25 protein-coding genes are annotated in these 23820 nt (G+C 31.0%); 7 read left to right on the top strand and 18 right to left on the bottom strand.

Going from position 1 to position 23820, the window contains the following annotated elements; translation table 11 throughout:
• Positions 1 to 3 precede the first annotated feature (3 nt).
• Positions 4 to 2316, bottom strand: coding sequence for an EcoAI/FtnUII family type I restriction enzme subunit R (gene hsdR, locus L8V77_RS02725; protein WP_263706589.1), 2313 nt, complete (start codon positions 2314 to 2316; stop codon positions 4 to 6).
• Between the two features lie 153 nt (positions 2317 to 2469).
• Here hsdR and L8V77_RS02720 point away from each other — a divergent pair, with 153 nt between their 5' ends.
• Positions 2470 to 3552 (top strand): NAD(P)-dependent alcohol dehydrogenase, encoded by a 1083-nt coding sequence (locus L8V77_RS02720; RefSeq protein WP_263706588.1) that lies wholly within the window; start codon positions 2470 to 2472, stop codon positions 3550 to 3552.
• On the opposite strand, the gene L8V77_RS02715 is transcribed toward L8V77_RS02720, so the two are convergent.
• The gene (locus L8V77_RS02715; RefSeq protein ID WP_263706587.1) at positions 3549 to 4001 is read right to left on the bottom strand and encodes a lipocalin family protein; all 453 of its coding nucleotides are present in this window, start codon (positions 3999 to 4001) and stop codon (positions 3549 to 3551) included. The two genes, L8V77_RS02720 and L8V77_RS02715, sit on opposite strands and share 4 nt — an antisense overlap.
• Positions 3998 to 4327: a MarR family transcription factor RrpA gene (rrpA, locus tag L8V77_RS02710; protein ID WP_087700365.1), complete on the bottom strand. Its 330-nt coding sequence runs from the start codon at positions 4325 to 4327 to the stop codon at positions 3998 to 4000. Before rrpA ends, L8V77_RS02715 begins: the two co-directional genes overlap by 4 nt.
• A gap of 93 nt (positions 4328 to 4420) precedes the next feature.
• On the opposite strand from rrpA, the gene L8V77_RS02705 reads away from it, so the two are divergent.
• From L8V77_RS02705 to L8V77_RS02690, 4 genes are all read left to right on the top strand, one after another.
• Positions 4421 to 5017, top strand: coding sequence for an NAD(P)H-dependent oxidoreductase (locus L8V77_RS02705; RefSeq protein WP_263706585.1), 597 nt, complete (start codon positions 4421 to 4423; stop codon positions 5015 to 5017).
• Positions 5017 to 5253: a putative quinol monooxygenase gene (locus tag L8V77_RS02700; protein ID WP_263706583.1), complete on the top strand. Its 237-nt coding sequence runs from the start codon at positions 5017 to 5019 to the stop codon at positions 5251 to 5253. Before L8V77_RS02705 ends, L8V77_RS02700 begins: the two co-directional genes overlap by 1 nt.
• Before the next feature lie 129 nt (positions 5254 to 5382).
• The gene (locus L8V77_RS02695; RefSeq protein WP_263706582.1) at positions 5383 to 6105 is read left to right on the top strand and encodes an alcohol dehydrogenase catalytic domain-containing protein; all 723 of its coding nucleotides are present in this window, start codon (positions 5383 to 5385) and stop codon (positions 6103 to 6105) included.
• The gene (locus L8V77_RS02690) at positions 6098 to 6229 is read left to right on the top strand and encodes a hypothetical protein (protein WP_263706581.1); all 132 of its coding nucleotides are present in this window, start codon (positions 6098 to 6100) and stop codon (positions 6227 to 6229) included. The genes L8V77_RS02695 and L8V77_RS02690 overlap by 8 nt, the downstream gene beginning before the upstream one ends.
• Here the strand turns inward: L8V77_RS02690 and L8V77_RS02685 are convergent.
• The 6 genes from L8V77_RS02685 to lgt all read right to left on the bottom strand — a co-directional run bounded on the left by L8V77_RS02685 (position 6219) and on the right by lgt (position 14594).
• A complete protein-coding gene (locus L8V77_RS02685; RefSeq protein ID WP_263706580.1) occupies positions 6219 to 8036 on the bottom strand; it encodes a dynamin family protein in 1818 nt (605 codons plus the stop codon). The genes L8V77_RS02690 and L8V77_RS02685 overlap by 11 nt on opposite strands.
• Positions 8026 to 10251: a dynamin family protein gene (locus L8V77_RS02680; protein WP_263706579.1), complete on the bottom strand. Its 2226-nt coding sequence runs from the start codon at positions 10249 to 10251 to the stop codon at positions 8026 to 8028. The genes L8V77_RS02685 and L8V77_RS02680 overlap by 11 nt, the downstream gene beginning before the upstream one ends.
• Positions 10229 to 10954, bottom strand: a complete 726-nt coding sequence (locus L8V77_RS02675) for a fumarate reductase iron-sulfur subunit (protein WP_012661078.1) — start codon at positions 10952 to 10954, stop codon at positions 10229 to 10231. Before L8V77_RS02675 ends, L8V77_RS02680 begins: the two co-directional genes overlap by 23 nt.
• Entirely contained in the window at positions 10947 to 12938 is a 1992-nt protein-coding gene (locus L8V77_RS02670; protein ID WP_066007209.1) for a fumarate reductase flavoprotein subunit, read from the bottom strand. Before L8V77_RS02670 ends, L8V77_RS02675 begins: the two co-directional genes overlap by 8 nt.
• Entirely contained in the window at positions 12922 to 13701 is a 780-nt protein-coding gene (locus L8V77_RS02665; protein ID WP_012661076.1) for a fumarate reductase cytochrome b subunit, read from the bottom strand. The genes L8V77_RS02670 and L8V77_RS02665 overlap by 17 nt, the downstream gene beginning before the upstream one ends.
• A gap of 77 nt (positions 13702 to 13778) precedes the next feature.
• Positions 13779 to 14594 carry a prolipoprotein diacylglyceryl transferase gene (gene lgt / locus L8V77_RS02660; protein ID WP_263706578.1) on the bottom strand — a complete coding sequence of 272 codons (816 nt, stop codon included), beginning with the start codon at positions 14592 to 14594 and terminating at the stop codon, positions 13779 to 13781.
• Between the two features lie 72 nt (positions 14595 to 14666).
• Between lgt and L8V77_RS02655 the strand changes: the two genes are divergently transcribed.
• Positions 14667 to 15464, top strand: coding sequence for a membrane lipoprotein lipid attachment site-containing protein (locus L8V77_RS02655; RefSeq protein ID WP_263706577.1), 798 nt, complete (start codon positions 14667 to 14669; stop codon positions 15462 to 15464).
• On the opposite strand, the gene L8V77_RS02650 is transcribed toward L8V77_RS02655, so the two are convergent.
• From L8V77_RS02650 to L8V77_RS02625, 6 genes are read right to left on the bottom strand one after another with little or no spacing between them, the layout of a single operon-like run.
• Positions 15451 to 15990: a hypothetical protein gene (locus L8V77_RS02650; protein ID WP_263706576.1), complete on the bottom strand. Its 540-nt coding sequence runs from the start codon at positions 15988 to 15990 to the stop codon at positions 15451 to 15453. The two genes, L8V77_RS02655 and L8V77_RS02650, sit on opposite strands and share 14 nt — an antisense overlap.
• Positions 15974 to 16528, bottom strand: coding sequence for a hypothetical protein (locus tag L8V77_RS02645; RefSeq protein WP_263706575.1), 555 nt, complete (start codon positions 16526 to 16528; stop codon positions 15974 to 15976). The genes L8V77_RS02650 and L8V77_RS02645 overlap by 17 nt, the downstream gene beginning before the upstream one ends.
• Positions 16525 to 17490: a hypothetical protein gene (locus tag L8V77_RS02640; RefSeq protein ID WP_263706574.1), complete on the bottom strand. Its 966-nt coding sequence runs from the start codon at positions 17488 to 17490 to the stop codon at positions 16525 to 16527. Before L8V77_RS02640 ends, L8V77_RS02645 begins: the two co-directional genes overlap by 4 nt.
• A gap of 5 nt (positions 17491 to 17495) precedes the next feature.
• Positions 17496 to 18119 carry a lysophospholipid acyltransferase family protein gene (locus L8V77_RS02635; protein WP_039617569.1) on the bottom strand — a complete coding sequence of 208 codons (624 nt, stop codon included), beginning with the start codon at positions 18117 to 18119 and terminating at the stop codon, positions 17496 to 17498.
• Positions 18103 to 19401 (bottom strand): tRNA (N6-isopentenyl adenosine(37)-C2)-methylthiotransferase MiaB, encoded by a 1299-nt coding sequence (miaB, locus tag L8V77_RS02630; RefSeq protein ID WP_263706573.1) that lies wholly within the window; start codon positions 19399 to 19401, stop codon positions 18103 to 18105. Before miaB ends, L8V77_RS02635 begins: the two co-directional genes overlap by 17 nt.
• Positions 19398 to 19640: an HP0268 family nuclease gene (locus tag L8V77_RS02625; protein ID WP_039617566.1), complete on the bottom strand. Its 243-nt coding sequence runs from the start codon at positions 19638 to 19640 to the stop codon at positions 19398 to 19400. The genes miaB and L8V77_RS02625 overlap by 4 nt, the downstream gene beginning before the upstream one ends.
• A 123-nt stretch (positions 19641 to 19763) precedes the next feature.
• Between L8V77_RS02625 and nusA the strand changes: the two genes are divergently transcribed.
• A complete protein-coding gene (gene nusA, locus L8V77_RS02620) occupies positions 19764 to 20855 on the top strand; it encodes a transcription termination factor NusA (protein ID WP_039617565.1) in 1092 nt (363 codons plus the stop codon).
• On the opposite strand, the gene L8V77_RS02615 is transcribed toward nusA, so the two are convergent.
• From L8V77_RS02615 to L8V77_RS02605, 3 genes are read right to left on the bottom strand one after another with little or no spacing between them, the layout of a single operon-like run.
• Complete coding sequence (locus L8V77_RS02615) at positions 20852 to 21205, bottom strand: membrane protein (protein WP_039627957.1); 354 nt, start codon at positions 21203 to 21205, stop codon at positions 20852 to 20854. The genes nusA and L8V77_RS02615 overlap by 4 nt on opposite strands.
• Positions 21202 to 22575, bottom strand: a complete 1374-nt coding sequence (locus tag L8V77_RS02610) for a cytochrome P450 (RefSeq protein WP_263706571.1) — start codon at positions 22573 to 22575, stop codon at positions 21202 to 21204. The genes L8V77_RS02615 and L8V77_RS02610 overlap by 4 nt, the downstream gene beginning before the upstream one ends.
• 9 nt (positions 22576 to 22584) lie before the next feature.
• A complete protein-coding gene (locus tag L8V77_RS02605) occupies positions 22585 to 23715 on the bottom strand; it encodes a DUF829 domain-containing protein (RefSeq protein WP_263706570.1) in 1131 nt (376 codons plus the stop codon).
• Positions 23716 to 23820: the final 105 nt, after the last annotated feature.

The following is a 23820-nucleotide window of genomic DNA, read 5'->3' as shown; positions in this document are numbered from 1 at the left end:
TTTTCACCCCGCATAAATCTCCCTTTGTAAATCATCAATGCATTGTTTTAAATTTTCCATACCTTCAAATTCACTCACTAGCTCTTTTACGCTACCTAAAGAGCTAAGATCTATAAGTGTTTTTAACCCACTATCAAAGTCTTTTATGCCATACTCTTGATACCTATCTAGTAAAAATTCCACAAGCTTTAAGGCTTTTTCTTTTTGGAAGCGTTTTAAAAATGCACTATTTTTTACATTTAGCACGCGTTCATGGCGTGTTTTTATCTCGCTGTTAAAGCTTAAGTGTGCTAGCACATCATACACATCGCAGTCTTTTTGCTCAAAAATCACTGTCAATTCTTCCAAAACCTGCTCGCTTATGCGGTCTTTTTCAAGTTTTTGTAAAAATTCTTTTCTACTTGCTTGGTTACTCCAAATCTCGCGTAACCTTGCCTCATCGTTATAAAATTCTGCTAGCTTTCCTACTAAAAATTCCAAAAATTCTTTTGTGCTAAGTGGCTTGTCGCTATCTCCTATGTAGCTTGTCGTTATATCAAGCACTTTTAGTTTGGTGCCTTTTAAATGCACGGTGACTTCTTTTTGCTTGGTTGTTTCTTTAGGCTTGCTTTGCTCTCTTTTGTTTTGTATGGTTTTTACTTTGGTTTTTTCTTCATCTTTGATCTGCTCGCCATCCCATTTAGGATCATAAAAAAGTCTTGTTACTCCGGTAAAATCTAGTATAGTAAAAAAGTCTTTTCCCTCATACACCCTAGTGCCTCTTCCGATGATTTGCTTAAATTCTATGATAGAACCTATATTTGCCAAAAGCACTATGTTGCGGACATTTCTAGCATCTACTCCTGTGGTTAGCATTTTAGAACTAGTGAGTATCACAGGGTAGCTTTTGTCATTATCTTGAAACTGCTTTAAGTACTCAAGCCCTATTTTACCCTCATCACTTGTAACCCTCACGCAGTAGTCATCTCTTTTTACACTTTTAAATTTATCAATGGCTCTTTTTACTTCACTTGCATGGGCTTGGTTAGCACAAAAGATGATGGTTTTGTCCATAGGGTTGATGAGCTTTAAAATTTCTTTAGCTAGAAAATCGTTGTATTGAGGCAAGTGAATATTTCTTTCAAATTCATTGATCTTATAAAAGCCTTTTTCTAACTCACCTTCTATGATATCATCAGGGTTATACACATAGCCTTCACTAAGCGTAGTCGTAACACGCTTAACTTTATAAGGGGTTAAAAAGCCATCTTCTATGCCGTCTTTAAGACTATACTCATATATACTCTCACCAAAATACCTATAAGTATCTACATTATCGCTTTTTTTAGGAGTAGCAGTAAGTCCTAAATGCGTAGCCGATGAAAAGTACTCTAGCACCCCTGCCCAGCTACCTTCTTCATTCGCTCCACCTCTGTGGCATTCATCGATGATGATAAGATCAAAAAAGTCTTTGGGGTATTGTAAGTAGAATTTGCTTTCTTGTTCTTCATTAACATTTTCTTGTTCTTTTGAATTTGAAGCTAGACTTTGATAAATTCCAAAAAACACATTTGCACTTGTAGGCACTCTGCCATTATTTTTTCTCAACTCTTGCGCACTCACTGCCACGCAATCGCCCTCTATAGGATTAAACTCTCCTAAAGCTTGATCTCTTAAACTCACCCTATCACATAAAAATAATATCTTAGGTTTTTTGTCTTGATTTGTTTTATTCCACCTAGCTTCAAGCAAACGATAACACAAAGCAAAAGCTATAGTGGTTTTACCTGTACCTGTAGCAAGAGTGAGTAAAATTCTATTTTTACCGTTGATCAAAGCTTCTATGACTTTATCAACTGCGATCTTTTGATAATATCTTAATTCTTTTTGGGGTATGTATAATTCTCGCTGCGATAAAAGCTTGTGTTGCCATTCTTTTAAATTTCCATAAATCCTAGCAAAAAGCTCACTCGGGGTTGGAAATTTTTCTATGTACTCACCGCTTGAAGTTTTTAAGTTGTATTCATAAATTTTATCGCCATTAGTGCTATATACAAATGCTACGTTTAAAATTCTGGCATATTCTATGCCTTGAGACAAGCCATCTAAAGGATCTTTGCTTTGTTTTTTAGCTTCTATGATAGCAAGATTATTGTTTTGAAATTTCAGCAAATAATCTGCAAATTTTCTTTCGCCTCTTTTATTTCCTATAAGCTTACGCCCATCAGTAAAATAATAATTTCTTATGATATTTTCTTCACTCCAAGAGCTAGCGTGAAGTTTTACATCTATGAGTTTAACTCTAGTATCATCTTCTGAAAAATGCTTAAGTTCCATGGCTTCCTTATGGGTAAAAAATTTAAATAATTATACCATAAAAATCAAACCAAAACCCACAAACGCACCTTGAGTATAGTATCTTACTTTATTTTCCCTATTGCAATAAAAACCTAGCTTTAATATAATTTCAAAAATCACAAAGGAGATAAAATGGACTCAAAAATCTTTTTAGAAAATGGTCGTGTTAAAAGCAAAGGTTATGCTATGCTTAGCAAGGATTCTAAATTCACACCTTTTGAATTTACACGCCATAAAGTAGGTAAAAACGATATCTTAATCGCTATCAAGTACGCAGGAATTTGTCATAGCGACATACACACCGCAAGAAGCGAATGGGGCGAGGCAACCTACCCTTGCGTACCTGGCCATGAGATAGCAGGAGAAGTTATCGCAGTGGGGGAAAATGTGAGTAAATTTAAAGTAGGTGATTATGCTGGGGTTGGGTGCATGGTAAACTCATGCGGAGAATGCGAAGCATGCAAAAAATCTCAAGAGCAATTTTGCGAAAATGGTAAAACCATCTACACTTATAACTGCAAAGATGTATTTCATGATAATGAAAACACCTATGGAGGCTACTCAAACAACATCGTAGTAAGTGAAAAATTTGCTATCAATGTGCCACAAAATGCACCACTTGACAAAGTAGCGCCTTTACTTTGTGCGGGTATCACTACCTACTCACCGCTTAAATTTTCAAATATCAAAGAAGGCTCAAGTGTAGCCATAGCAGGTTTTGGTGGACTTGGTATGATGGCAGTTAAATATGCTGTGAAAATGGGTGCAAAAGTAAGTGTTTTTGCAAGAAATGAAAACAAAAAAGCAGAAGCTCTAGCTATGGGTGTGAGTAATTTTTATACTAGTACAGACAAAAGCGTGGTAAAAGAAAGATTTGACCTCATCATCTCTACTATACCAACCCCTTATGATCCGCTAGCTTATATGGATTTGTTAAAATTTGGTGGTGAGATGGCTATAGTAGGATTGCCTCCGCATGAAGTAAGTCCTAGCATTAACATCATTCATTTTGTATTTAAAGCAGGTAAAAAAGTATATGGCTCGCTTATTGGAGGCATTAAAGAAACTCAAGAAATGCTTGATTTTTCTTTAGAACATGGAATTTATCCTGAAATTGAACTCATCAAACCAAGCGAGATTGACAAAGCTTATGAAAATCTCACTTCAGGAAAAGCCAAATTCCGCTATGTAATCGATATGAGTGCAGAAAATTAATACTCATCAAAAATCACATCGCTAGTATCAAAACCTCTTTGCTTGGCTATTTCAAGCAAAGAGTTTATTTGCTCTTTTACTAAAATCTCTCTTGATAAAATCCAAAGATATTTTTTATCAGGACTACCTACGATAGAAACTTGATAATTTGTATCAATGTAAATAATCTCATAATTTGGTTTGTTAAAAATATTCATAAAAATACTAAATTTAACCGCCAAAGCCCTTGGAGATTTTACCCTAGCTTTGCCATTTGCTTGAGAGATTTCTCCATTTTCTTTTGTGCATATATTTTTGACTTTAATTATAGGCGTAGAGCCTTCATACTCTAGCTCATATTCTGCCTTAGCACTTTTGCAAGTTTTTTGAAAAAAGGCAGGTTTTCTAGCCATTTCTAGCCATGTACCCATGTATTTTTCTAAATTTATACCATCTAATAATTCTATCATTTTTCTTCCTTTTGATTTGCCTCACCCCAATCACACATTGCTTGTAAAATAGGAATTAAACTTTGTCCTTTTTTAGCAAGGCGGTATTCTACTTTTGGAGGGATTTGTGGGTATTCTTTACGCGTGATTAAATCATCATTTTCAAGCTCTCTTAAAGTATGCGTTAAGGTCTTAAAAGAAATATTACCAAGATATCTTTTAAGTTCATTATATCTTACAACTTCATAGCGAAACAAGCAGTACAAAACACTCATCTTGTATTTGCCTGAAATCAAAGACAAGGTATAGTTAAACCCACATTCTGTAAAATCGCACTTTTCTTCCATATACTTTCCTTTTATATAGTATCTTACATAAATTTCAGTATTGAAATAAAATTATAGTTAAATTATAATTTTAAAAACATAAAAGGATAAAATATGCAAAAAGTATTATTATTAAATGGTGCAAAAGACTTTGGACACTCTAAAGGAAGACTAAACACAAGCTTACATGAGCTTGCACTTAAAACTCTGCAAGATCTTGGTTTACAAACCCAGCAAACACATATAGATCAAGGCTATGATACAAACAATGAGGTAGAAAAAATTCTAAATGCTGATGTTTTGATTTGGCAAATGCCTGGTTGGTGGATGGGAGAGCCTTGGATAGTGAAAAAATACATTGACGATGTTTTCACAGCAGGACATGGAGTGTTTTATAAAAACGATGGTAGAAGTCATAATGAACCTACTAAGAATTATGGCACAGGTGGGCTTTTAAAAAATAAAAAATACATGCTTTCACTAACTTGGAATGCTCCAATGCAAGCTTTTGATGATGAGAATGAATTCTTTAATGGAGCCGGAGTTGATGGAGTGTATTTACACTTTCACAAAGCACATGAATTTTTAGGGATGAGCGCTTTGCCTACTTTCATAGCAAATGATGTAATCAAAAATCCTCAAGTGCAAGAATATTTCACAAACTATAAAGCACACTTAGAAAAAATTTTTAAAAATACAAAGGGATTATAATGAAAATAAAACTTATAACTATTAATTTTCCAAAAGAATTATACAAAGATAAATTTAAACAAATTGCTTTAGAACTAACGAATCGCAGTCAACTTGACGAAGGGTGTATCTCATATGTCTTAAATGAAGAAATCAATGGAAATAAATTTATCTTTATAGAAGAATGGGAAAATGAAGAATTGCTTCAAAAACACATGGAAAAACAAAAAAATATATCCAAGCATTATGTGATTTAAGTGAAAAAAATAGTGAAGTTATTTTTATAAAAGATATATAAGGATTGATAATGAATCTACCAACTCATATAGAAGGTTTTTGTTTTGATGGTGAAAATTGGATTAAAACTCAAAAAAAAATTACGATTATTGCAAGATGATGAGGTATTAATTCAAAATGCGACCATAGGTTTAAACCCTGTGGATTGGAAAGTAATAAAACAAAACAATATAATTGCAGGTGTTGATGGGGCTGGTATAGCAATAGCAACAAATAACCCAAATATCAATATTGGCTCAAGATATGCTTATCACTGTGACTTAAAAACTGATGGAAGTTTTGCAAACTACACAATAGTTAAAGCAAAAGCGTTAATACCTATAGATAACCATGTTAATGATATTTTAGCAGCTAGTTTGCCTTGTACTGGATTAACCGCGATACAAAGTATAGATAAGCTCCCATTAATAAAAAACAAAAATATTTTAATTTATGGTTGCGGTTCCATGGTGGGTAAAATATTAGCTTCGTTATTAATTAATAAAGGGGCTAAAGTATATGTAAGCGCTAGCAATATTCATCATCAAGAGCTTTATAATATAGGTGTAATTAAGTGTTATGAATATGCAGAAAATATTGATATTAAAAATTTATATGCTATCTTTGACACCACAGCAAAAGCACAACATCTAATAGAAAAAATATCATATTATGGACACATGATCAGTATATTAAATAGAATTGATAAAAATCCTTTAGAAAAATTTAGTACCTGCATATCATTTCATGAAGTTGCCCTTGGTGCTATACATAGTTATGGAAATGATAGAGATTTTGCAAATTTGATAAAAAAAAGGGGTAAAATTGTATAAAAAAGTAATCAATAATGAAATTTTACTTCCAAAAATAGAACTGATAAATTTCGATCAAATACCGACTAAACTCAAAGAACTTCAAAATGGCATAAAAGGTGTTAAATTTGTAGCTAAAGCTTAGAAATTTGGGATTTGATGCTAGAAATCATTGATTTTTTAGCCTCAAATTCACTTTTTAAATTCAAAATAATCTGTCTTTTAGCTTCAATAAAATCAGCAAAACTTTGCATATAATTTTTATAAATTTTTAAAACTACAGGCTTATTTAAAAGTAAATCTTCAAATTCATATACATTAAGCTCAGTTAATACTCTTTGATGTACTTCACTTGCTTTTGGATGATATAAGCTAAACTCGGTACTATCAAGCTCGTAAAATTCTTTACTCGCATTCATTTTAGTGCTAAAAAATCCCAAAGTAAGTTTAGTAGCACTTTCATAATTTGCCAAAGCTTTTAGATTAAGCTTTTCTAAAAATAGATCAAGTTCAAGTTGGCTTTTAAACAATAATTGCTTAAAATCTTTTAAAAAAAGTTCTTCACTAGCACTAGCAAAGCTTCTAAAACTAGCAAATTCTTTTTCACTTTCTAAGGCATTTTCTTTTTGTAAATTTGAAAATTGAGCCTTAAAAAGCAAAATTTGCTCTTCTAAATTAGTAAAAAATAAGGAAAAATCATCTTTGATTTGACTAAATTCTAAAGCGATTTCATTTTTTAATCTTTTAAATTCCTTATTCATTGCTTCAGAGTTATAAAACATAGCCAAAAACGCATCATCGCTTGAAAGATATGGTGCTTTATAAGCAACTTTTTCATAAAGATTTTTCTTAAATAAGCCCTTAGCTTCTTTATAATAACTACTATCTTTTTCTTTGATAAATTTTAAGATTTCTTGAGCAATTTTTTCTCCAACAAGTTTTAATTTATCTAAACAATTATGATTTAAAATTTTGATTTTTTGTTCTAGCTTGCTTGCTTTGAAAGTTTGTAAAATAGTATTAAATTTAAGCTCTAATTGCCCTAGCGCATTTTGAAACAAATCATATTGATTTGACAAAAGTTCGCATAGATTACCAAGTTTATCTTTGATAAAATCTTTTTTAATATGCTCATAATCAAGTTCTTTTAAATACTCATAAAGTAAAGGTAAATTTGACTTTTGCAAATCAAATTTTGCTTCTTTGCATGAAATTGCGATGATTTTTTCAAAATACTTATCAAAAACTAAATGAGCGTAATTTAAAACATTTTCTAGCTCATCTTGACTTAGCTTATCTTTTTGATTAAGCACGCAAATCCCACCACGCTCTAAAAGCTTGGCATTTGCTTTTATAGCATCTTCTTCACTTTTTTTACCTGCATTATCAATCAAACTAAGCCAAATAGCACTATGCATAAAAGAAAGCTCTTTAAAAGTAGTTAGCGTGTCGGTGGTGTTTGCATTTAAACCTGGGGTATCTATAAGCGTGATATCTTTTAAAAGTTCAATAGGCGCAAAAAGGTGCAAACTTTTAGTTTCTTTTAGCTCATTTCTTTGATCGCTAAATTTAGAAAGCTCATCTATATCAACAATCTCATCACTACCATCTTCATATTCAACTCTTAAAAAATACTCCTTAGCATAGCGTAAAAAAGTAGGCTTAAAAGTCACCGGCACCACGCCTGTTGGCAGACATTCTTTTTGTAAAATCAAATTTAAAAGCGTAGATTTACCGCTGGAAAATTGCCCTATAATGGCCACATTAATGGCTCTTTTATAGCTAGCTATGATCATCTCAAGATCTTTTAAAAACACATCATTTAAATGCAAACTTGGCTCTAAAAATGCATTTTTAATTGCTAAAATTTTTCCTTCAAAACTATCATCAAAGCTTTTACAATAAGCATTTTCATAAGCTTTTAAAAAATCATTAATCAAATCATTTTGCATTTAAAAGCTCCGTTTTTAAAGTCTTTAAACTTTGTAATTTTGTATTGTTTTTTTCTAAAAGCTCTTTGGAATTTTGTTCATTTTGTTCTATTTGTAAAATCAAGTCTTTTAAGTCTTTGATTTGTTCTTCTTGCTCTTTTTCGTATAAATTTAAACTAAGCTCTAAATTAGTAAAAAATTCTTGATTATTTTTTAAATCTAGGGCGATTTTTTCTATATTAAATGTTTGTAATTTTTCTAAAATTTGATTTTCTAAAGAGCTTTCTAGTTTATAAATATCTTGAGCAAACTCTAAATTTTTTAAAAGTTCCGCTTTTAATGTCATAAAAAGTTCATTAGTGAAAATGCTTTCTATTTTTGCTTCAACCTTACTTTTAAAATCATCACAATTTTGCTCTAAAATAGCTTTTAAAAAATCATATTTCACACTTAGAGTGTTTTTAAGCTCATTGATCTTATACTCACTTTGCTGTTTTAACTCTCTTAAAAGATCAAAAATTCCATCTTTTAAAGTCGTATCAATGATAGTATTTAGTCTTTGAGTGTTGTTTTTGATTTTATTATTTTGATTATATTTTAGCTCATCTATAAGTTTTTCTTTTAATTTCTTAGCTAGTAAATGCAAAAGTGTTAAAATTTCTTGAGTATTTTCATCTTTTGTGCTAAAAATAGCACTTAGCTCTGCTTTTACTTGCATTAATTTTTCTTTTTTTGATTTAAAATCATTGATAATAGTTTGATTTTGCTTATCAAGCTCAAAGCTTTCATAATTTAGTATTTTATTAGAAAATTTAATTTTTTCTTCTATTTTTTCTAAATGCAATAATAATTCTTTTTTATAAGCACTTAGAGCGATTTTGTTTTTATCATATAAGCTTTTAGCTATAAGTTCTTCTAGTGTCAAAATATTGCTTTGTTCTAAATTTCCATCTTTTTTTTGATAAAAATCATTAGCTAGTTTTGAAGAAATACACACAAAATCTACATTATCTAATAATTCTTGGCTAAGCTGCTTTTGTGCTAAATTTTCTTTGAGCTTATTTTTAGTATAGTTAATTACTTCTTGCAAGTCTTTTTGACTAAGCAAATCAGCTTTAGTAAGCACAATCAAAAGCTTACTTACCCTTGAAGTTAGCAAACATTCTATAATAAAATCACAATCTTTTTGACTTAAACTTTGAGAAGCATTCATAAGATGAATTAAAAAGTCAGCCTTACTTATATACGCTTTTGTTAAAAGCTCTCTTTGTATAATCACATCATCAAGTCCTGGAGTATCAACTATACAAACATTATCTTTTAAAAAATCAAGCGATGAAAAAAGCTCTATTTTTTTAATAAGTGCTGAGATTTTATTTTTTGCGCTAGTGTAATTTTTTAATTCTTCAATTTTTATTTCTATATTTTTATTTTCTTTTTCAATATATTCATTTAGATTAAAATTTTGCTCTAATTGTTTTATAAGTTCTTGCATGTCTTGATTATCTTTAGAGCTTTTTAAAATATCCTGCCATTCTTCATCATTCCAAAAATATATCTTAGCTTTTTGGTCTTTACCGTATTTTAAAACACTCAAATTTGCAGTTTCAGGCACATTAGATACACCTAAAAAATCTTTTTTTAAAAGTGCATTTAGCATGCTTGATTTGCCTGCATTTACCACACCCGTTACTGCGATAGAAAAATCAATATTACTAAATTTAACCAAAGCTTCTTGCAAGAGTTTTTGAGCTTTTTCATCTTCGCAAAGCTCTTGTAAGTTTTGGTTAATGAGATCTAGTGTTTGATGTGAGTTTTTAACTTCTTGCTTATAATCTTTTTGAATAACTTTTTGTTTAGATACAAAAGCATATATTAAAGTATTATCAGTGATTTTTTGAAGTTTTTCCAAGACTTTTAAAAGCTCATTTTTGTCTAAAATTCCTAAATTTAAAGCGTTAATAAAACAAACTTGCGCATACTGAATACCATAAAGATCTAAGCGTAAATTTAAACTTTTCATCAAACTTTTAAATTCATTTAAAGCGCTAAATCTTTCATAATTATCAAGATTAGTACTTAAAAGAATTGCTGCTTTTTGAACATCAATCAAACTTTCATCAAAAAGTGTATTTGTGTCAAGATAAACGCTATGATTTTGCCAAATTTGTTTTAGTAAGGTTTTAAGAGCCCCCTTTTCTTGGGGGCTAGGATTATTTGTTTCTTTGAGCGACAAGCTGTCTTCTCATATAAGCGATTTTGCTTTGTAAAGGTAGTTCTTTTGGACAATTATCTTCACATGCAAGTAAAGACATACATCCAAACACACCATCATCATCACCCACTAATTCATAAAAATCTTCTATGGTTCTGTGATCATGTGGATCTTGTAAATATCTAGCTGTTCTTAAAAGCCCGGTAGCTGCGATAAAGTCAGGTCTCATTAACTTAGTTGCACAAGAAGCAACACAAATTCCACACTCTATACAACGATCAAGTTCAAAAGTCTCATCAGCAACTTCTGGCTCAATACGTTCTTCAAGTTTAGAAATATCTGTTTCTTTTTCATTATGTACCCAGCTTTCAACGCGTTTACACATACCATCAAACCACTCACCTGTATTAACACTTAAGTCCTTAATGTGTCTAAATGCAGGTAAAGGCATAAGCTCTATAACGCCATCTGGATAGTCTTTTGTCAATGTTTTACAAGCAAGTTTTGGCTTACCATTGATCATCATAGCACAGCTTCCACAAATCCCTGCTCTACATACAAAGTCAAAACTCAAATCCGCATCCATTTTTTCTCTGATTTGAGTTAAGCACACAAAAATCGTCATAAATGGAGTTTCTTCAAGCTCATAAGTAACAAAATGAGGCTTAGAAATTTTACTTAATGGATTATATTTAAATGCTCTTATTGTTAATTTTCTACTCATAATCAACTCCTATTCTTTGATTTGGTGCTTTAAATTTAGCTTGTAATTCATAAGGCATTAGAGCATGTTGAATTTCATATCTACCTTTGCCTTCTGCTTCCATTTTTTCACGGATCGCATCAACTTCAGCTTGGCGTTTTTCGCTTAATGGATTTTCAATGATATTTCCTTTAGCACCATAACCTCTAAATGCAGGTGGAATTTCCATTTTCATAATGTCAAGATCTTCATACTCAACTCTAGGCATACTTTCACCTTCTACCCAGTAAGTATTTGTTCTTTTCATCCAATTTAAGTCATCTCTTTTTGGATAATCTTCTCTATAATGAGCCCCACGACTTTCTGTTCTTAAAAGCGCACCATAAGCAACACATAAAGCAATTTTTAGCATTCTTGGAACCCTGTAAGCTTCTTCAAGCTCTGGATTTGCACATTTTAATTCTTTATCATGTACTTTTAAATCAAGTGATTTTTGGTATAACTCTTCAAGCTCTTTAACCGCTTCTTCAAGACCTTGGCCTGTTCTAAAGATAGCTACTTTTTCCCACATAATGTCTTTCATTCTATTTTTGATTTCAAATACATCATGTTTTCCTTCTTTACTTACAAGAGATTTTAAGTAATCATACTCTTTAGAAAGGAAAGACTTAACGATATTTGTATCAATATCATTACCATTTTCTTTACAATATTGTGCAAAATAATCTCCCACGATCATACCTGCAACAACAGTTTCTGAACATGAATTTCCACCCAAGCGGTTAAATCCGTGCATATCCCAGCAAGCTGCTTCACCACATGCAAAAAGACCATTTAACCATTGGCTTTCGCCGGTTGGTTTGGTTCTAATACCACCCATTGAGTAATGTTGCATAGGTAAAACTGGCGCCCAGCCTTTTGGACCCTCATCAGCAGGATCAATACCATTAAATGTTTTACAAATATCTTGAACATCACGAAGATTTTTTTCAACATGAGCACGACCGAGGATAGAAATATCAAGCCATAAATGATCTCCATAAGGGCTTTTTACACCTTTTCCTTTTCTAATGTGCTCCATCATTCTACGACTTACAACATCCCTACTTGCAAGTTCTTTTTTCTCAGGCTCATAATCAGGCATAAAGCGGTAACCATCAACATCTCTTAAAATACCACCATCACCTCTACAACCTTCAGTTAGTAAGATACCGCTTGGTACGATTGGAGTTGGGTGAAATTGCACTGCTTCCATATTTGAAAGTCTGCAAAGTCCAGTTTCTAAAGCAATAGCAGCTCCTGTACCTTCACAAATAACAGCATTTGTAGTTTGTTTATAAATTCTACCATAACCACCTGTTGCAATCATAGTTCCTCTAGCAACATAAGCGATTAATTCCCCATTAGTTAAATCTCTAGCAATAGCCCCTAGACATTTTTTACCATCATGGATAATTCTTACTGCTTCCATTCTATCGATGATTTTAACTTGATGTTTAATCGCTTCATTTGCCACACCATATAGCATACAGTGTCCTGTTGCATCAGCAATATAACATGTTCTCCATTTTTTAGTACCACCAAAGTCTCTTGCATTTATAAGACCATGTGCTTCTTCTTTTTCTTCAATGGTAGTTTTTTGAGCATTGATAACTACAGTTCTAGGTCCTTTTGTAACCCTAGTCCAAGGCACACCCCAAGCAGCAAGCTCACGCACAGCTTTTGGAGCAGTTTGTGCAAACATTCTTGCAACTTCTTGATCACAGCCCCAGTCAGATCCTTTTACTGTATCAGCAAAATGCACATCTTCATTATCTCCCTCACCTTTAACGCTATTTCCTAAACTCGCTTGCATACCACCTTGTACAGCAGCTGAGTGAGATCTTTTAACTGGACAAATACTTAATAAAGTTACACTTTGACCACTTTTTGCAACTTCAATAGCAGCTCTTAAACCTGCAAGACCACCACCGATAACTAAAGCATCACTATATTGTATGTTCATATTTAGCTCCATCATAAGTTTTTACTATTTGCGCTACAGAGTTGTTTTGGTAATTATTAAAACCTATTTTTGCAAAAGCAGCTAAGCTTAATACACCCAAAACTAAGAAGAAAATACTAATAAACCATTTTGCTTTTTTAAGTTTTTTACGACTTTCTTTTGCATCTTTACCTTCAAACCAACCCCATTTTACACATAATCTATAAAGACCAATACTACCATGCAACTCAACACAGATTAATAAGGCAATGTAAAATAACCACATAAAATGGCTCACTACTCTATCACCTGACATATCAGCACTGATTTTATCTGCATTAGTAATGATAAAAATTAAGTGCGCAGAACCCAAGAAAAACATTACAAAACCAGTTGCGGCTTGAACCCACCATAAAGAAGAATCACCATGATTCATATATTTTAAGTGTGTTCTACAAAGTTGGTATTGTCTGAAATTAATAGGAAATTTTCTCATTGCAAGACCCGCATGCACAAAGAAAATAACCAAAACACAGGCAGCCAAGAAAGAAGTGATGTAGCTCATCATAGGGCTATTAATGATAAATTTTAGTTCTAAAAAGTGAACCACTGAATCAAAAAAATCATCACTAACCAAAATGGTAGAAACGAACAACATATGTGCCCACATAAACAAGCCTAAAATTAAGCCTGTCGCACTTTGAATATAGTCAAGTTTTGCTGGCATTTTGCTTTTTTTGCCATCAATACTCTTGCCTAAAAAACCTTCAATGAGTTGGCTCATATTTACTCCTTTTAAAAGTTGATAAGTTTTAATATCGGAGCAATTATAGAACTTTTATTCTTAAAATAAATAAAAATTTATAAATTTTTTTTAATATTTCTTAAATAAAAAGATAAAAATAGTCCTAATAAAAACATTAATAAGCTTAATATCTGACCCATACTCATACCAAAAGCCACAAAGCCTATGCCAAAATCAGGCTCTCTAAAAAACTCGCATACAAAGCGTGCTAGAGCATACAAAATCGTATAATAAGCAATCAATTCTCCATTGTATTTTTTATATTTTTTTATTAGTAATAAAATAGCAAAAACTACAAAACCTTCTAAAAATGCTTCATAAAGTTGTGAAGGATGACGCAATATCCCATCTACATAAATACCCCAAGGCACTTCTGTAGCTCTACCAAATAGCTCTTGGTTTAAAAAATTTCCAATACGACCAAAAATATATCCACATGGTACACTAATAGCAACTAAATCTAAATATTTCCATAAATTTTGCTTATTTTTTTTACAAAAAGCATAAGTTGCTATTAAAAATCCCGCAACAGCTCCATGGTAACTCATACCTCTAATCCCCACAAATTCTCCATTATAAAAGGGATTAAAAATTTGCCAAGGGTGAGTAAGATACCATAAAGTATGCGCATCATAAATTAAAATATAACCCAATCTTGCACCTAAAATCACCCCTATTTCTACCCATATAAAATAGCTATCAAGCATAGCTTTAGAAATTCCCATATTGTCTTTAATCGCATAATATTTTGCGACCATTAAAGCAACAAGCAAAGCTAACACATACATAATGCCATACCAATGCACTTTTAAACCAAAAATTTCAAAAGCTACCACATCAAAATTTGCATAAATATTTTGCCAAAATTCCATAAAAAGCCCTTATTATAAAACATATAATATAGCAAAAAATTGTTATAATTATAAAAATCAAAAGGAGAGAAAATGAAAAAAATATTATTATTTTTTAGCATAATTTTATTTTTAAGTGCTTGCATTGGTAATCAAAAAACTTATTATATTTCTATGCCAAATTTTAAAAGTACTTTTGAAGAACACAACAACACAAATGCTAATAGTCCTAAAGTCAAAATCAATGATGTGGAAATTATAAAAAATACTTTTTATAGTTCATATTTTGAGCAATCTACCCTAAATCAAAGAATTAATAAAAGCTTAGAATTACTCAAAAAACAACTTTTAGAAGATAGCAAAGCATTGCTTCAAAGTAAAGGATATATTATAGATAATGAAAATCCTGATTATGCTTTTAATATAGTTATCAATGCTAGTTTATATGAAGATAAGGTTACAAGAAATTCAAGTCTTGGAGGCGATAGTGTGGAGTCTTCTTTTATGATTATTTTAGAAGCTCAAAGTCATTTAAACAATTTGCACCAAGAAGATACTTTCCAAAGTACAACAAGCTCAGCAAAATTAAACGATCCTATTATTTTAAATTATCCTATAAAAGGACAAGCAAGCATAGAAAGCTTTAGAGAGGTATACAGTGCTGTTCCAACCCAAGTTAATGAAAGTCTTGCAGCAAGTGCTTTAGAAATTGATAAAGTTTTTGTTGCTTTTTATAAAGAAATCGCATCTAGTTTAAAAACGAGTATAAAAGAAATCAAAGAAGAACCAAAAACACAAGAAAGATCAGAAGTTCAAGATGTAAAACAAGATGATAAAAAAGAAGAAAAAGCTACTCCTTATCAAAATAATGAAGTAATCATTTTTGAATAGCTTGTGCGTAAAACACTTTGATCTTAAATTTAAGATTGATGTGTTTTTCTTCGGATTTAAACTCTACAGGAGTGCTAATTTCTATTAAATTTTTATATCTTTGCAAATCATTTAAAAAAGAATAAAAAGCTTGAGGATTTTTCATCTTTACATTAGCTCCAAACTGATATTTTAGATACTCTTGTTCTTTTTTAATAGGAATGAGATTGATTTTAACATCATCAAAGTAATTTTTCATAAATTCCAATAATTCTTTTTGTGAAAATTCTGTATTGATTTGAGCTAAATTTTGTGCATTCACCTTTTGAAACTCATCAATAACTTTTTCTAAAGCTTGTAACTCATTTATTGCTTTAGTGTTTTGAATTTGCTGGGTTGCTAATCTTGAATGTTCGATTTTATAATCTTTCAAAAAAGGTACGATTAAAAATAAAATCAAAATCGCACAAAGTGCAACAAATGAAAAAGAGTAAATCAAGATTTTTAATACATCAGCTTCTTCTAAGCTCTTATCGTTTTTGCTCATACATTTCCTCTGGTATAGTGATATTTACACTTACAAAGCGATACCACCCATTTTCTAATTGATAATAACTTGTTTGGGAATTGGAAAAAATACTTCTTAATGGAGCCTCTAATAACAATGCAAACATTTCTTTAGTAGGTGTAATGCCTCTTAAAATAAGTGATCTATCTTCCATTAAAACTTCATCTAAAGATATGTTTTTAGGCACCAAGGTAAAAAGGTTTTGAATGCTTTTTAATAAAACTTTATTTTTACCATTTTCTTGTTCTTGCTCTAAATCTCCCAAAATCAACTCTGCTTTATCATTTTGTCTTACTAATTCTTGATATTTAAACTTATTAGCATTAATTTGTGCGATAATTTGAGCTAACTCTTCTTTTTTATTATCAAGTTGCACAGACGCATAATAGCTTTTAAAAACTACCACAATAAATACTACAAAAATTAAAGCAACACTAATACTAGTAAAATAAATCCAAATTCTAGTAAAAAGATTAAAAACAGGTTTTATCTTAGGTTTGATTAGACTATATCTCATAATTTTAAGTCCTTCACCATAAGTTCATTCATCAAATTTAAAGTATCTACAAGTTCTACTTTAGGCTTTATAAAAAGCTCATTTTCTAAATAATCAAGCGAGGTTGGGCTAAAACCTTCCTCATCAAAAATCACAATTTCTTCCAAAAAGCTATTATCATACAAAGGATTTTGATAAAATTCTTTTACACTTGAAATGATGTATTCTATCATTTTCATATCTGAGCTAAAATTTTCTAAAGATTCTATAGGAAGCTCTTCTTTTTCTTCATCTAACTCCTCAAGTTTATCAAGCTCTTGACTCATTTCTTCTAAACTTTTTAAGTCATAATTTTGCTCATTTTCTTCTTCTTGATTTTCATCATCAATTTGTAAATCAAATTCTTCTTTAATATCATCAAAAAAATCATCTTCATTATAATTTTGACTAGCTATATTAAAATAACTTCCAAACAATATAGCTTCATTTTTACAAATTAACATCGCAACAAAATCATGGTATCTATACACATAAAAGCCTATTTTTTCTTCAAAACCTCTATTTGCCATACAATGATAAAGCAAAGAAAAAGGCGAATAAAGTAAATCTAAACCACCAAAAGCCTCATAATCTTGCTCATATGAGCTTAAAGAATGATTAGATGCATACAATAAGCCATTGTTAAAAGAAATGCACTTAACACTACTTGCATCGACACCAAAATTGGAAAGATCTTTAAAATTTGAGCTTGGCACAACGCCTTGGGCAATAGGAGTAAAAAAAGTACATATATAATAAATTTGAAAATCTTTAGTTAAATTTTTTACATATTCTATGGCTTTTTCTTTATCTTCAAAGCTTTTTTCAAAAGTATCCACAGCTTGGGATTTTTTCCAAGTATGACATCTTATAATGTATTGTTTTTCATCATAGCAAATACAAACTAAAAGTTGTAAAATGTACTTTCTAAAAAAAGATAACATAGTGTTTATCCTTTGTCTATTTGACTTATCATATCAAATTTTTCTTTTATCAATACTTTAGCTTCTTCTAAATTTAAATTTTGTATTTTGATTTCTTCACTTAGTCTATAGGTAATCTTAGAAAAAGGTTTAGGTAAGATCATTTTATCCCAGCTTTTAAATTCCCAAAAAGAGCTTGCTTCGTAATTTAGCAAAAAAAGTGGAGCATTTTTTTTCAAAGCTATCATCACAGAACCATCTGAAACACTATGATAAGGCCCTCTTGGTCCATCTGGAGTGATAATCACATCATCGCCTTGATCTAAAATTTTAAAAGATTGTTTTAATAAAGCCAAAGCACCTTTGCTTGTGCTACCTCTTAAAGTATCCAAACCAAAAAAGGCAATATTTCTAGCAATGATTTCTCCATCTTTATGGTGTGAAATCATCACATAAGCCTTTTTTCCTTTAATACCCATTTTACGATAAGCAAAAGGCATTAGAGCAAGACGCCCATGCCAAAAAAGTATCACACATGATCTTTTTGGAAGCTTTTGCCCTAAATAAACCTTTCTACAAGTTAAAAAAATCAGCCATTGCAATAAAAAAATTCCAAAAGCTAAAAGATTAATCTTAAAGGATTTCGCCATTTAACACCATACGCCTAGGATTGGTGATTTTTACTTTTTTCATTTGTCCTAATAACTCTTCACTACCTTTAACTTGAATCAAAAAGTTATTATCACTTCTACCTGCCACAAAGCCTTCACTTCTTAATTCTTCAAATAAAACTTCAAATTCTTTATCTTTTTGCTTTGCAACAATTTCATCTAAAATTTCTGTGTGTCTTGCTTGTAAAATACTCAAGCGTTTTGAAGCTATATCATCAGGAATTTGATTTGGCATAGTTGCAGCTTTAGTTAGTGGTCTTTTAGAGTATTTAAAAGAAAACATTTGCTCAAAACGCACTTTTTCAAGCACATCCATAGTATCTTCAAAGTCTTTATCACTCTCACCTGGAAAAGCTACAATCACATCAGTAGAAATACTCACATCTTTACACATAAAACGAAGCTTCAAGGCTCTATCTAAATACCACTCTTTAGTATAACCGCGTTTCATAGCCTTTAAAATTTCACTCGAACCACTTTGTAAAGGCATATGCATAGACTTGCAAACTTTAGGGTTTTTAGAAAAAACCTCTAAAAATCTATCATCCATATGCAATGGATGTGGGCTTGTAAAACGGATACGCTCTAAACCTTCAATTTCACTTAACTTTTCCAAAAGATCTGAAAAATTAATCTTTTCATGTGCATTAGAAAATCTTTTACCATAATTATTAACATTTTGTCCTAGTAAAAAAATTTCTTTAGCACCTTTAGAAACAGCTTTTAATGCTTCATTTTTAATAATCTCAAAAGGTATAGAAATTTCATCTCCTCTTGTGTGAGGTACTATACAATAAGTACAATGCTTATCGCAACCTATGGAGATATTAACATAAGTCTTATAAAGGCTATTTCTAAAATCTGCAAAAGCATAATTACTCTCATCAAAATCTATATCATTACCTAAAAATTTTGGTGTATTTACAGCCTTTGTAATTTTAGAAACATTTCTAGCACCCAAAACAAAATCCACATTTGGAGCACGCTTAAAAATCTCATCTCCCAAATGCGAAGCAGTGCAACCACAAACTCCTATTTTAGCACCATTTTTTTTGATTTTTTCAAAACTTCCAACTTCTGAAAAAAGCTTATGCACAGGTTTTTCACGTACTGAGCAAGTATTGATTAAAATCAAATCTGCTTCTTTTGCATCTTGAGTTAATTCATAATTTTCTTTTTCTTTAAGTTCAGCTATCATATGCTCTGAATCACGCACATTCATAGCACAACCTAAAGTTTGTATAAAAAGTTTTTTACTCAAAGAATGTGTACCTCATACATAAAATCTGTATCATCTAAACCATATTTGATTGTTCTATGATAAACACATTTTCCTTTTTTTTCAAAATGCTCTACTAAAGCGATTAATTGCTTATGTGCATTGTCTTTATCAAAATAGAAAAATTTTTGACCTTCTTTATCTACAGCCTTTTCAATACTTTCTAAACTTATACTTTTTGGCTTTTCATCAACAGAGGTTCTTGCTATTTTTAAATCCATATCATCATCCTCAAGTTTTTTTAATCTGAAATTATAGCAAATTTTACTTTTAATTAAACTTATTAAAGATATAATTTTATTCTTCAAACTTTTAAAATCCAAAATTAAGGTTGTATTGTCATTATGGAAAAAATCACAGATATAATTGAATCCATTGCTAATGAGAAAAATTTACAAATAGAAGATGTAAGAGAAAGAGTTAAAAAAGCACTTATTAATACTGCTAAGAAAATTTATGGTGATAAGTATGAATTTTTTGTTGATTCAGGTAAAAATTTACAACTTTATCAAAAAATCATCGTAGTAGCTGATAATGATGAAAGATTAGAAAATGAAAATGAGCATTTTATCGCTTTAAGTAAAGCAAGGGCTGAAGCTAAAGACGTAGAAATTGGCGATGAGCTAACTTATGAATGTTCTTTAGAAAATTTAGGTCGTACTGCTGTAAATATCTTACATAAAGAATTAGAATATAACATTCAAAAACTCTTAGAAGAAAAAATCTATGAAAAATACCAAAAAATGGTAGGGCACATGGTTTTTGGTAGTGTAGTAAGAGTGGATAGCGAAGAAAATACTTATGTAGAAATTGATGAGTTTCGTGCATATTTACCTAGAAAAAATCGTATCAAAGGTGAAAAATTTAAAGTAGGCGATGTGATTAAAGCTGTTATTAGACATGTGTATATTGATAAATCAGGTATGAGAATGGAGCTTAGTAGAACTAGCCCTAAATTTTTAGAAGCTTTATTAAAAGCTGAAGTTCCTGAAATCAAAGATGGTCTTATAAATATTTATGCAAGTGCAAGAATTCCTGGCGAGAGAGCAAAAATCATCTTGCAAGCTAATAGCCCAAGTGTTGATGCAGTAGGAGCAACTGTAGGCATAAAAGGAGTTAGAATCAATGCTGTAAGCAAAGAATTAAAAAATGAAAATATCGACTGCATTGAGTATTCTAATGAAATGGCAATTTTAATCACTAGAAGCTTAGCTCCAGCCATTATAAACTCAGTTAGTATTGAAGATAAAAAGGCTATTGTAACGCTAAATAGTGAGCAAAAAAGTAAAGCCATAGGAAAAAGTGGTATTAATATACGCTTAGCTAGCATGCTTCTTGGATATGAGATAGAGCTTAATGAAGTAAATAATGAAGATAAAACTAATAACCAAGAAGAAGCATTTAAAAATCTTAAAGCTTTATTTGGAGAAAATTAAAGTTGCTTACCGACAGTTTGTTCGGTAAGCTTTCTTTCTAAAACTAAATCTACTATAGGTTGTTCTCTTTTATTTGCCTTTTGGCAATGATTTTTATCAAAAAAATCTGTGATTTTAATAACTATTTTAGCCCATCTTTTATCGCGTTCTCTCCAAGCATGAGATGATAAAGACTCCCAAGCATAACCATTAAACAAAGTAGCATTGACAAAATGATCAAGTGCTCTCACACCTTGTCTAACCCTAGCAGGATTACCAAAAGTACCCACTATAACAATAAAAAGATAACTAATCACCGCCAAAGGAACGATAGCACAAAGTAGTATAGTTCCTGCTAATTTTTCTTTCATTTTTGCCTTTTTATAAATCTTATATTCATACCATTAGCTGATCTTATAGTTAGTCTTCCTACTATATCAGGCACGAAATTTTCTTCTAATTCTAACTTATAAGTCCTTAAAATATTAGCTAAAATCAAAACAGCCTCTTGCATAGCAAAGCCCTGCCCTATACACACACGCTCTCCCATACCAAAAGGCATATAAGTGTCTTTTTTAATCTTGCTTTTATCTTCATGGCGACTTGGATCAAACTCATGTGGATTTTCCCAAAAACTATCATGTCTGTGGATAAGCCATGGAGCTACCACTACGCCTGAACCTTTTTTGATAAGCTTATCTCTCATTTTGTTATCATTTCTTGCTTCTCTAGCGAAAAAACCAACTGGCGGATAAAGTCTTAAACTTTCTTTAAACACATTTGTAACATACTTCATCGCTCTAATATGCTCTATTTTAAACTCCTCATCACCTGCAACTTGCATGATTTCTTCATAGGCTTTTTGTTGCTCATTTGGAGAAATACTTAAAATATATAGCGTCCAAGTTAGCGAGCTTGCAGTGGTTTCGTGGCCTGCTAAGAAAAGCATGGCAACTTGGTCTAAAATTTCATTAAAAGAAAATCTCTCATTAGTATCTGCATCGACCACCATAAGCAATGATGATAAAATATCTTCATATTTTCCTTGATCATTTAGAGCATTATCATATCTTGGCTTTATAATATCTGATAAAACTTTGCGTATAGTAGCGCCTGCTTTAAGTCTTTTTCTCTCGCCCAAAAGATTTGAAAGCCAAGTTGGGAAGCGAAACATTCTTCGCATAGCTGTTTTAACTGTTTCTTCTTGCACAGTTACAAAAGCATCCAAAACAAGTTTACCTTTTTGCTCATCAAGTTTTGATGACATGATAGTTCTAAAAATCACATCTGCAGTCACAAAAGTCATAGCTTCATCTACTTCTATAATCGCTTTATCTTCATACTTTGCAAATCTTGCCATCATATCTGAAGCTGCTTCACTCATTAAATTAAAAACCTTAGAAATCCTTGTCATTTCAAAAGAAGGTCTTAAAAGCTCTCTTTGCTTTTCCCATACTCTGTCGTTAGTTGTAAAAATGCTTATGCCCAAAAGTGGCTCTAAAAGCTCATGTAAAAGTTGGCTTTTTGGGTATTCTCTAACCTCATCTACCATAATGCGTCTAACTTCTTTTGGATCATTTACCACATATAGATCAAATCCAGGCATTTTTACTCTACCCATCATCATCTTATAGCTTCGCTCATAAAGTCCATCAAGCCATGATCTTCTTTTTAGTAAAAAAGTAGTTAATGTAGAAGCTTTATTTTTATAAGGCTTTGGATGAAAAGGACACTGACCCATATTTTTCTCCTATTTGATTTTTTCTTCTAGTTTATTTTTACCTATGATAAATTCAAAAAAGTTATATACTCCTTGAATTTGTGTGGCAAATAAATATAAAAAATGTGCTTTATACTTGTCTTTTTTGATTTTTTTATAATCTTTATTTTTATATAAGGTATGAAATTTAGCCGAAAGGTATTTTGGACTAAATTGCGCCTTTACCCCGCTTGTGCGTATGAAATCAACTTGTGCAAAACAAGCCCCATCAATAATAGAAGTAAAATCATACCAAATTAAATTTTTACTTCCTAAATACTCTAAATCTTTTCTAAACTCAAAAGATTTTTTTTGATAGCTTACCAAAGGTATACACTCACCTAAAGTTAAAACCTTTAAATTTTCAAAAGATATATTTTCTTTTTCGCATTGTCTAAGTACTTTTGCTAAAACATTTATGCAAAGCACCGTTCCTACACTATGCGCACTTAAGATGAGCTCGTAGTTTTTATCATTTGCATTTTCTTTTAGTTTTTCAAAAATAACCCTAGCAAAATCATCCATTCTTAACTCAAGCTCACCTTGAGAATTTTTCTCCCAGTTTGCACAAAAAGAACAAATTCTAGCTATCCAAAAAACAGCTAATTTCTTGCCTAATTTATAAAGCATTTTTGGTAAAAATACTAGCAATAAAACAAAAACCAAAATTCCCAAAACAATATGAAAATTTTGCAAATAAAACAAACTTCCAAAGGCACAAAATAAAGTAAAAATCAAACTCAAAAGTACATAAAAAAATGGATAATAACCTGTGATAAGTTGGTGCGGGGATTCTTTACCAAATTTTAAAAAAAGCCCTGTGATGGTATAAATTCTAAAAAAACTATAGCAATCACTCAAAGCATCTTTTATACCTTCTGACCAATTTTTTTTGACTATATCATTCCAGCTTAAAAAGGTGTAAGAAGTACTTGTATGCGGGGTTTGAATTTGCCAAAAAGCATATGCATTAACTTGAGCTTTTGATAAAGTATAATCATAATTTAAAAGTATATTTTGCTCGGCTAAATTTTTTTTAAACATAGCATAATAATGCCTATATCCTCTAGGATCATAACCAGCTATATAAAAAACATCTCTTTTTTGACACAATTTATCCATTAAAATCCCAAATAAACTCAAAAATGAATTTAAAAATATAGCTAAAGTTGTTATCTTTGTCAAATGCTTATTTAAAGGTAAAATGAGGTGTTTTTACTCTGAAAT

The sequence above is a fragment of the Campylobacter sp. IFREMER_LSEM_CL2127 genome (assembly GCF_025771745.1).
Lineage (GTDB): Bacteria > Campylobacterota > Campylobacteria > Campylobacterales > Campylobacteraceae > Campylobacter_D.
This window is presented reverse-complemented; position numbering and strand designations above follow the sequence as displayed.